Source organism: Rhodoferax sp. (genome assembly GCF_028689305.1).
GTDB lineage: Bacteria > Pseudomonadota > Gammaproteobacteria > Burkholderiales > Burkholderiaceae_C > Rhodoferax.
The window spans coordinates 1-7,907 of the sequence record NZ_JAQTWM010000125.1 but is presented as its reverse complement, the minus strand read 5'-3'; the positions used below and the strand labels follow the sequence as shown (position 1 = coordinate 7,907).

Genomic DNA, 7,907 nt, shown 5'->3' with positions numbered 1-7,907 from the left:
GCGGCCCGTGACATGGGGCGCCTCAATACCATTTTGGGGGTGCTGATTCGCCATGGTTTTGGTGACAGTGTGCGTCGCCTGGGCCTGGCGGACCGGCTGGAGCGTGCCGGTCATGCGCTGAAGTGGGAGCATGCGGCCGATCTGGCGCGGCTGGAGCCGCCAGTGCAGGTGCGGCTGGCGCTGGAAGAGCTTGGGCCGACGTTTGTCAAGCTGGGCCAGATCCTGGCTGGCCGGGCCGATCTGTTTGGCCCCGACTGGATTGCCGAGTTCGAAAAACTCCACAGCCAAGTGCCGGCGGTGCCGCTGGAGAGCTTGCGGGCGCAGTTGTGCGAAGACCTGGGGGGAGAACCCGAGGTGGTGTTTGCGCGCTTTGACCCCGAACCACTGGCCGCAGCCTCCATCGCCCAGGTGCATCGTGCGCAGTTGCACGACGGGACCGAAGTGGTGGTCAAAATCCGCCGCCCCGGCATCACTGGCACCATCGAGGCCGATTTGCGTTTGTTGGGCCGCTTGGCGGTCCTGGCCGAGACCGAGCTGCCCAACCTGCGACCCTACCGGCCACAGCAGCTGGTGCGGGAGCTGACCCGTTCGCTGCGCCGCGAGCTGGACCTGGCCAGCGAGTGCCGCAATGCCGAACGGATTGCCGCGAACCTGGTGGGTCTGCCGTGGATTGTGGTGCCACGCGTGCATTGGACCTACACCCGCGAGCGTGTCAATGTGCAGGATTTTGTCGAAGGCGTGCCGGGTAACGAACTGGCGCGGCTGGACGCGGCAGGACTGGACCGCAGCCTACTGGCCCGGCGTGGCAGCCAGGCGGTGCTGAAGATGATTGTGGAAGACGGCCTGTTCCATGCCGATCCGCACCCGGGCAATGTGTTTTATCTGGAAGGCAACCGCATCGCCTTCATTGACTTTGGCATGGTGGGGCGGCTGTCGCAGCGGCGCCGCGAAGAGTTGCTCAACTTGCTGCTGGGGCTGGTGGAACGCCACCCGCAGACCGTGGCCGATGTGCTGTTGGACTGGGCTGGCGACGATCATGGGGTCAACCTGGCCTTGCTGGAAACCGAAATCGAGACCTTTGTCGACCAATACCACGGTGTGCCGCTGGCGCAGCTCAACCTGGGCCAGATGCTGGCCGACGTGACCACCATCCTGCGTGAGCACCGTCTGGGTCTGCCGTCTGACATGGCGCTGCTGATCAAGGCCTTCATCACGCTCGAAGGCATGGGGCGCGGGCTTGACCCGGCGTTTCACATGGCGTCCGAAGCGCTGCCCATGCTCAGACAGGTCCTGCGCGCGCGCTATCAGCCCAAGGTGATGGCCACGCGGGCCTGGCAAACCCTGCGCCGCACGCTGGCTGTGGCCGAGCAACTGCCCAATGATGTGTCGCGCCTGCTGCGTGCCGCCCGCCGGGGGCGCTTGCATGTCGGGCTGGAACTCACCCACCTCAAGCGGGTGGGTGACCAGATTGACCGGGCTGCCAATCGCCTGACCATGGCGCTGGTGATTGCCGCCCTCATCGTCGGCTCGTCGATTGTCATGACGGTCAAGGGCGGCCCCACGATTTTGGGTCTGCCGGCGTTTGGTTTCATCGGTTTTGCCAGCGCTTTTTTAGGTGGCCTGTGGTTGGTGCGTGCCATCTGGCGCAGCAGCCGGGGCCGTGATATCAGGGAAGAGGACTGACTCGCTGGTTTTAGCCTTGGGGAACAGGAACGTAGACAACGTTGTCACAGGTCTTGTCGGTGGGTATGGTTTCCCAGTTTTCGGTACAGCGTGGCACGGCTGATGCCCAGCACCCGGGCGGCTTGGCCGACGTTGCCACGCGCCTCATCGATTGCCTTGCGGATCATGGCGGCTTCGACTTCACGTAGCGCCAAGGCGGGGGGCGCCTGCGGGCCAGCCTGCATGGTTTGGTTTTCGTCGGCTTGCGCCACGACCTGGGCTTGCAGCCGCAAACCGCTCCACAGCCCAAGCTCCATCATCCGGATAGGGTGTTTGCTGGCATCAAACAGCTGTTCAATCGGCAGGCCGAACACTTCGCTGACATGCACGGCCGCCAGGTCAGGGCGATTCAGGCCCGGCACCATCTGGCGCGCCGCCCGGTTGGCGCCGTTGATCCAGCCGTCGGCATCCAGGCACAAAATTCCATCTGCATCGCTGCCCAGCACGTTGCCTGGCCAGTTCAGGCGCAGCAACAAACTGTGCCGTTGCGTAATGATCAGCGCGTTTTCGATTTTGCAGGCAGATTGCCTGACCAGGTGTTTGAGTTCCGGGCGTTCCTGCACATCGACCCCGGTCACATCCAGCATGCCGACACATTCACCGTAGGGCCCGAACAGTGGTGCCCCGGCGCAACTGTAGACCGAAGTGGCTTCAAAGAAGTGCTCGCCACGGTGCAACCAGACCGGTTGCAATTCACTCAGTGCGGTACCGATGGCCGTGGTGCCAATGCTGGGCTCCGACAGGTCGGTACCGATGCGGGTGATCAGGTCGGCGCGTGAGTCACTGCGGTCAATGGCCCCGCTGGCATCGATCACGATACCCTGCGCGTTGGTCAGGATGGCAAAGTAGCGTGTGTTGACAATGGCGCGGGCCAGGCTTTCCAGGATCGGTTTGGCGCTTTTGATGAGCTGTTGGTTGGCTTCCTGGGTGTGGCGCATGTGCGCCAAGGGCACCTGGTTGAAGGTGATCGCTTCGCTGGTTTGCAGGCCGAGCTGGAGGCAACGCGTCCAGGAACGCTCGACCCACGGCGCAACGGTATTCGTCGGGAGCGGCGAATGGTCTCGCAGCATGGTGCGGCGAGCCAGCTCAATGCTGACCTGGCGCTGGTCGACCAGCGCCGGGGTGGGGTGGTGCGGAGTTGTCATGGCCATGGCAGAGGTGTCGAATTTAGCGCATTTCGCCATCGTGCGGTGGTAGCTTGCCAGTTGCCAGGGATGCAGGCACACTTTCAGACTTGAACACCCATCTCAGTACCCAACCACGGCGCGTCAAAGCGGCGTTCATCTGGCCGTTCGCCATTGTGCTGGCGTTCATTCTTGGCGCATTTGTGAGCACGGTGTATTCCCTCGAAGTCCGCGTCAGGGACCGTTCCCTGGCTGGGCGGGTGAATGCCGTGGCCAAACTTGTTGACCAGAAGCTCAGCAAAGACACAGACCTGATGCAGGCGGTGTTGTATACGCTGATGACCAACCCTGCCATCGAGGCGGCATTTCGTCATCAGGACCGGGCAGCGCTGCACCGTGAGGTGGGGCCATTGTTTGACACCTTGCGCAGGGATCTTCGCATCACGCATCTGTATTTCAACACTCCCGAGTTGGTTAACGTGGTGCGCATGCACAGCCCTGACCAGTTTGGTGATCGGATCACCCGCAGCACCATGGTTCGCGCGCGTGAGCAGGGTCGAGCAGCGCATGGCCTGGAGCTTGGGTTGCTGGGCACGTTGACCTTGCGCTTGGTGATGCCTTGGCAGGCCAACGGCAACACGCTGGGTTACCTTGAGATTGGTGAAGAAATTGCCTATCTCGTGGACGAAATTCGTGATAGTTTGTCAGTGGACGTGTTTGTGATGGTGGATAAACGTTTCATGCCGCCCGAGCAATGGAAGCAGGGACTCAAACTGCTCAAGCGGGAAGGCAGTTGGGAGCGTTTTGGCAGCCAGGTGCTGGTCGCGCACACGGCCAGTCAAGTGCCTGCTGCGCTGGATGACGGCATGCTGAGCCGGTTGCGGGGCGGTAGCACCGAGGTGTTCAATGACGGCGAACGGGCGCTGCACCTGGCCATGTTGCCGGTGAGCGACGCCAGTGGGCAGCGTATTGGCGACATGGTGGTGATGCGTGACATTACCGAGCTGCAACAGACGTTTCTGAAATCCGTGCTGACCGTGACCCTGCTCAGTCTGCTGGTCGGAGCGGGTGTGCTGGTGCTTTTTTATGTGGCGCTGGACCGGGTGGAGCGCGACTACCAACGCAAGCACGACCTGGAGCGCCAGTTGCTGCGTCTGGACACAGAACATCAGCGGGTGCTGCAAATTGAAAAGCTCTCGGCGCTGGGCACGATGGTTGGCCAGATTGCCCATCAGTTGAACAACCCACTGGTGGGGGTGGTCAACTTGGCCCAACTGGCCGAGCGTGAGGTGGACGATCCGCAGCGCATGCGCGAGCTGCTCAAGGAAATTCAGCAGGCGGGAGCCGACTGTCATGCCTTTATTGCATCCATGCTGAGGTTTGCCAAAGTGTCGGGCTTTGAGAGCCGGGCCACCGACATGGGTCTGGTGATCGAGGAAACGGTGTTGCTGTTTCGCCAGACCGAAGGACGACGTTTGCCGGTGGAGATTTGTGTGCCAGAGCAGCCGGTGGTCCTCACCGTGGACCCGATCCTGATCCGCCATGCGTTGTTCAACCTGCTGCAGAACGCTGCGCAAGCCACGGTGGATGAGGGTGCCATCGTGATCCGGCTGGAGCGTGTACCAAACCCTGATACCCGCGCGCCAGGTTGGTCGTTGTCGGTGACCGACCACGGGCCGGGTATGACGCCGGACATGCTGGAGCGTATCTTTGTGCCGTTTTTCACCACTCGCAATGAAGGCACCGGCCTTGGGTTGCCGGTGGTACAACACGTGGTGCTGCTGCATGGCGGTTATGTGCGGGTGGACAGCGAACTCGGCCGTGGCACGCAATTTGCGGTCTGGTTGCCTGAAGAGCCCCAGCCGCTGGGAAAACCAAACATGGATCAAGCCCCACATGCTGCCTAAGATTTTGGTCGTTGATGATGACCGTTACACCCGTACGCTCATTGAGCAGCTCATGCGAAAGAGCGCCCAGGTACATTTGGCTGCGGACGGCCAGGCTGCACGTGAGGCGTTTGCTGCCACTGACTTCAATCTGGTACTGATGGATCAGCGTTTGCCCAAAGACAAGGGGCTTGAGCTGCTGCGTGAGTTTCGCTTGCAGCGTCCCAAGCTGGCAGCAATTTTGATCACCGGACATGCCGATGTGCGCGATGCGGTGGCGGCCGTGCGGGAGGGGTTGTTTGACTATCTCACCAAGCCGTTTGAGGACCTGGAGGCGCTGGAGGCGGTGATTGGCAAGGCGCTTGAGCTGGACCGTGCTTACCGCGAAATTGACGCCTTGCGCCACCAATTGGTGGCGCAGTCGGATGTGCCGGAGGTGGTGGGCCAGTCACCAGCCATGGCACGTTTGCTGGGCCAGATTCGCCAGGTGGCCGGGCTCGACACCACGGTGCTGCTCGAAGGTGAAAGCGGTACCGGCAAAGACGTGATTGCCAAGATGACCCATGCCCTGAGCCGACGCGCCAGCAGACCTTATCTGGAAGTGAATTGCGGCGGCTTGCCGGAATCTCTGCTGGAGAGTCTGTTGTTTGGTTATGAAAAAGGTGCGTTTACCGGCGCCAGCCAGACCACGCCTGGTTTTTTTGAAAAAGCCAATGGCGGCAATCTGTTCCTGGATGAAATTGCCGATATGAGCCCCAAGCTGCAAAGCAGCCTGCTGCGGGTGTTGCAGGATCACAGCTTTTGCCGCATTGGCAGCACCCAGCCGCGCACCACCGACTTCCGTCTGATTTGTGCCACCAACCGCTCCCTGTCTGGTGAAGTCAAGGCCGGGCGCTTTCGCGAAGACCTGTTTTACCGCATCAACGTGGTGGCGCTGCGCTTGCCTCCCTTGCGCGAGCGTGATGGCGACATCCTTCGCCTGGCGGTGCATTTCCTGGACCATTACAACGCCCGGTTTGGCAAGCAATGCGGTCCCTTTACGCCAGCGGCAGTGCGTGCCCTGGAGGCCTGTCAATGGCCCGGTAATGTGCGCGAGTTGCAACATTGCATTGAGCGGGTGGTGGCACTGCAGAGTGATGGGGCGATTGACGCGACCCACTTGAGTCCGACTTGTGACCTGCAGCTTGCCACGCCGACGGAGGTGCCGCCAGGCCCGGCCACTCCATTGGCCTACCAGCAAGCGCGGACTGAATTTGAACGTGACTACCTGCACCGTTTGCTGCAAACCGCTAACGGCAACATCTCGGAAGTGGCACGCATCAGCGGCATTCCTCGCCAGAATTTGTATGTGCGCATGAAGCGCTGGGGCATCGTCACTGAACCGTGACGACTGTCACTTTTTTGTGACATGTTTGGGATGTTGTCGTCTGCCTGTGACACCCTTGTTTGTTTTCAAGGCTAACCATGCCACCTCGTGGCCACGCCATGCTCAGAAGCGCTGGGCGAATCCTGTCAAAGGAATGATCGGACACTGGCACAAGCTATGCATAGTCATGATTTTTTAAAGAGGAAAAATCATGATGAAAAGAAACGCACTTGTTTTGGCAGCCATTGCTTTTGGCTTTGGCAGCGCCAGTGCGGCTGACCCGGCTACCATTGACTGGAGCAAGATCAAACCGGTCTCCATAGGGCTTTTTTACCCCGGTCAGTCCTCCTATGAATGGTTGCGCAGTCCTGAGCACAAGGGCGCAGACGCGGACGTGATTCGTGGCGACTCCTGCGTGTCATGCCACGACGATGCCACCGCAGAACAAGACCTCGGCAACAAGATCGTCAAAGGTGGTCGCCTGGAACCCACACCTGTGAAAGGCAAGAGCGGCTACAAGGCGCTAAGCGTTCAAGCCGCTTTTGATGCCAAGAACATGTACCTGCGTTACCAATGGAAAACCGACAACCCCTACCCAGGCACCGAGCACCAGTACCTGCGTTTTGATGGCAAGGAGTGGAAGGTTTGGGGGTTTCCAAAGCTCGACAAAGTCGTACAGGACAACAAACAGCCCGGTATCTATGAAGACCGCATGTCCATCATCATTGACGATGGCAAGGTTCCCGGTTTTGCCCAGCAAGGCTGCTGGCTGACCTGCCACGATGGCCAGCGCGACATGCCCAAACAATTCACCAAGGAAGAAGTGGCCGCCAATGCATTGCTGACGGCCATCAAAAAGGCTGACGTGCGCAAGTACCTGCCGGACACCCGTACTGATCCCAAGGACTGGAAGACCGGCAGGAGTGTGGAAGAGATTGCCAAACTCAAAGCCGATGGCAAATTTGTGGAATTGATGCAGTGGCGCGCCCACCGCAGTTACGCGGTGGGCATGGCCGATGACGGTTATGTGCTGGAGTTCCGCCTGAGTGATGCAGGCAAAGACATGTTCAGTGGCAATGCCGATGCCAAGACTCATGCGCCCAAGTACATGTGGGACGAAAAGAAAATGGGCTTCAAGTCCATCACCGCTGATAGTCAGGCCCGCCGGGGCAACCTTTTCCTGGTGCGTGAGCAAAACGTTGTGCCGTTTGACCCCAACGCCGGCTGGAAAGAGGGTGACCTGATTCCCGATTACCTCATCAGCCGGCAGGATGCCAGTGGCTCCGCCGCGGACAATAACGCCATTGCCTCATGGAACGACGGCAAATGGACGGTGGTACTGGTGCGTCCCTTGGGTCTGAGCAATGCGGATGACAAAACCCTGAAAGCGGGCGGCGTGTACAACGTGGGCTTTGCCATCCACGATGACAACATCACCACCCGCGGCCACCATGTGTCGTTTGTGAAGACGCTGGGCCTGGGGGCCAAGAAAAAGGTGGATATTCAAGCCGTCAAGCTGCCGTAGTCACATTGGATGGGAACCCCAAAGCCGCCCCGGGAGAAATTCTTGGGGTGGCCTTGTTTTTCATGTCTCTGAATGCGCACTGGCCGTTTGGTGGTTCACCATTGCACTGCCGGCATAGGTGTGACACGGTTCATTCATGGTGAAGGCGAGCCCGATGCCATTTTGCAGCGTGTTGATGCTGCCATGTGTCAAACCAAGGATGCCGGGCGCAATACCGGATGACCAAACCACAACATGCGAGTGACCAGCCCTTCGGTGAATGCTTCCACCGAAGGGCCAAGTTC

Annotated in this window: 5 protein-coding genes; 4 read left to right on the top strand and 1 reads right to left on the bottom strand. The window is 60.0% G+C overall.

All coding sequences use genetic code 11. The annotated features are described in order from the left end of the window. Positions 1-1,683 (top strand): AarF/UbiB family protein (locus tag PHW99_RS17245; protein ID WP_300180519.1); only part of this gene is annotated, 1,683 nt, incomplete at its 5' end. Positions 1,684-1,727: 44 nt separating this feature from the next. Here PHW99_RS17245 and PHW99_RS17240 read toward each other — a convergent pair. After that, positions 1,728-2,873: a helix-turn-helix domain-containing protein gene (locus PHW99_RS17240; RefSeq protein WP_300180516.1), complete on the bottom strand. Its 1,146-nt coding sequence runs from the start codon at positions 2,871-2,873 to the stop codon at positions 1,728-1,730. Between the two features lie 83 nt (positions 2,874-2,956). On the opposite strand from PHW99_RS17240, the gene PHW99_RS17235 reads away from it, so the two are divergent. The 3 genes from PHW99_RS17235 (at position 2,957) to PHW99_RS17225 (ending at position 7,623) form a co-directional block, all read left to right on the top strand. After that, positions 2,957-4,753, top strand: a complete 1,797-nt coding sequence (locus tag PHW99_RS17235) for an ATP-binding protein (RefSeq protein ID WP_300180512.1) — start codon at positions 2,957-2,959, stop codon at positions 4,751-4,753. Then, positions 4,743-6,119 carry a sigma-54 dependent transcriptional regulator gene (locus tag PHW99_RS17230; RefSeq protein ID WP_300180509.1) on the top strand — a complete coding sequence of 459 codons (1,377 nt, stop codon included), beginning with the start codon at positions 4,743-4,745 and terminating at the stop codon, positions 6,117-6,119. Before PHW99_RS17235 ends, PHW99_RS17230 begins: the two co-directional genes overlap by 11 nt. A gap of 190 nt (positions 6,120-6,309) precedes the next feature. Then, positions 6,310-7,623: an ethylbenzene dehydrogenase-related protein gene (locus PHW99_RS17225; protein WP_300180506.1), complete on the top strand. Its 1,314-nt coding sequence runs from the start codon at positions 6,310-6,312 to the stop codon at positions 7,621-7,623. Positions 7,624-7,907: the final 284 nt, after the last annotated feature.

Coding starts and splice junctions, on each gene's coding strand:
- PHW99_RS17240 (WP_300180516.1), bottom strand. CDS start 2,873: ATGGCCATGACAACTCCGCACCACCCCACCCCGGCGCTGGTCGACCAG.
- PHW99_RS17230 (WP_300180509.1), top strand. CDS start 4,743: ATGCTGCCTAAGATTTTGGTCGTTGATGATGACCGTTACACCCGTACG.
- PHW99_RS17225 (WP_300180506.1), top strand. CDS start 6,310: ATGATGAAAAGAAACGCACTTGTTTTGGCAGCCATTGCTTTTGGCTTT.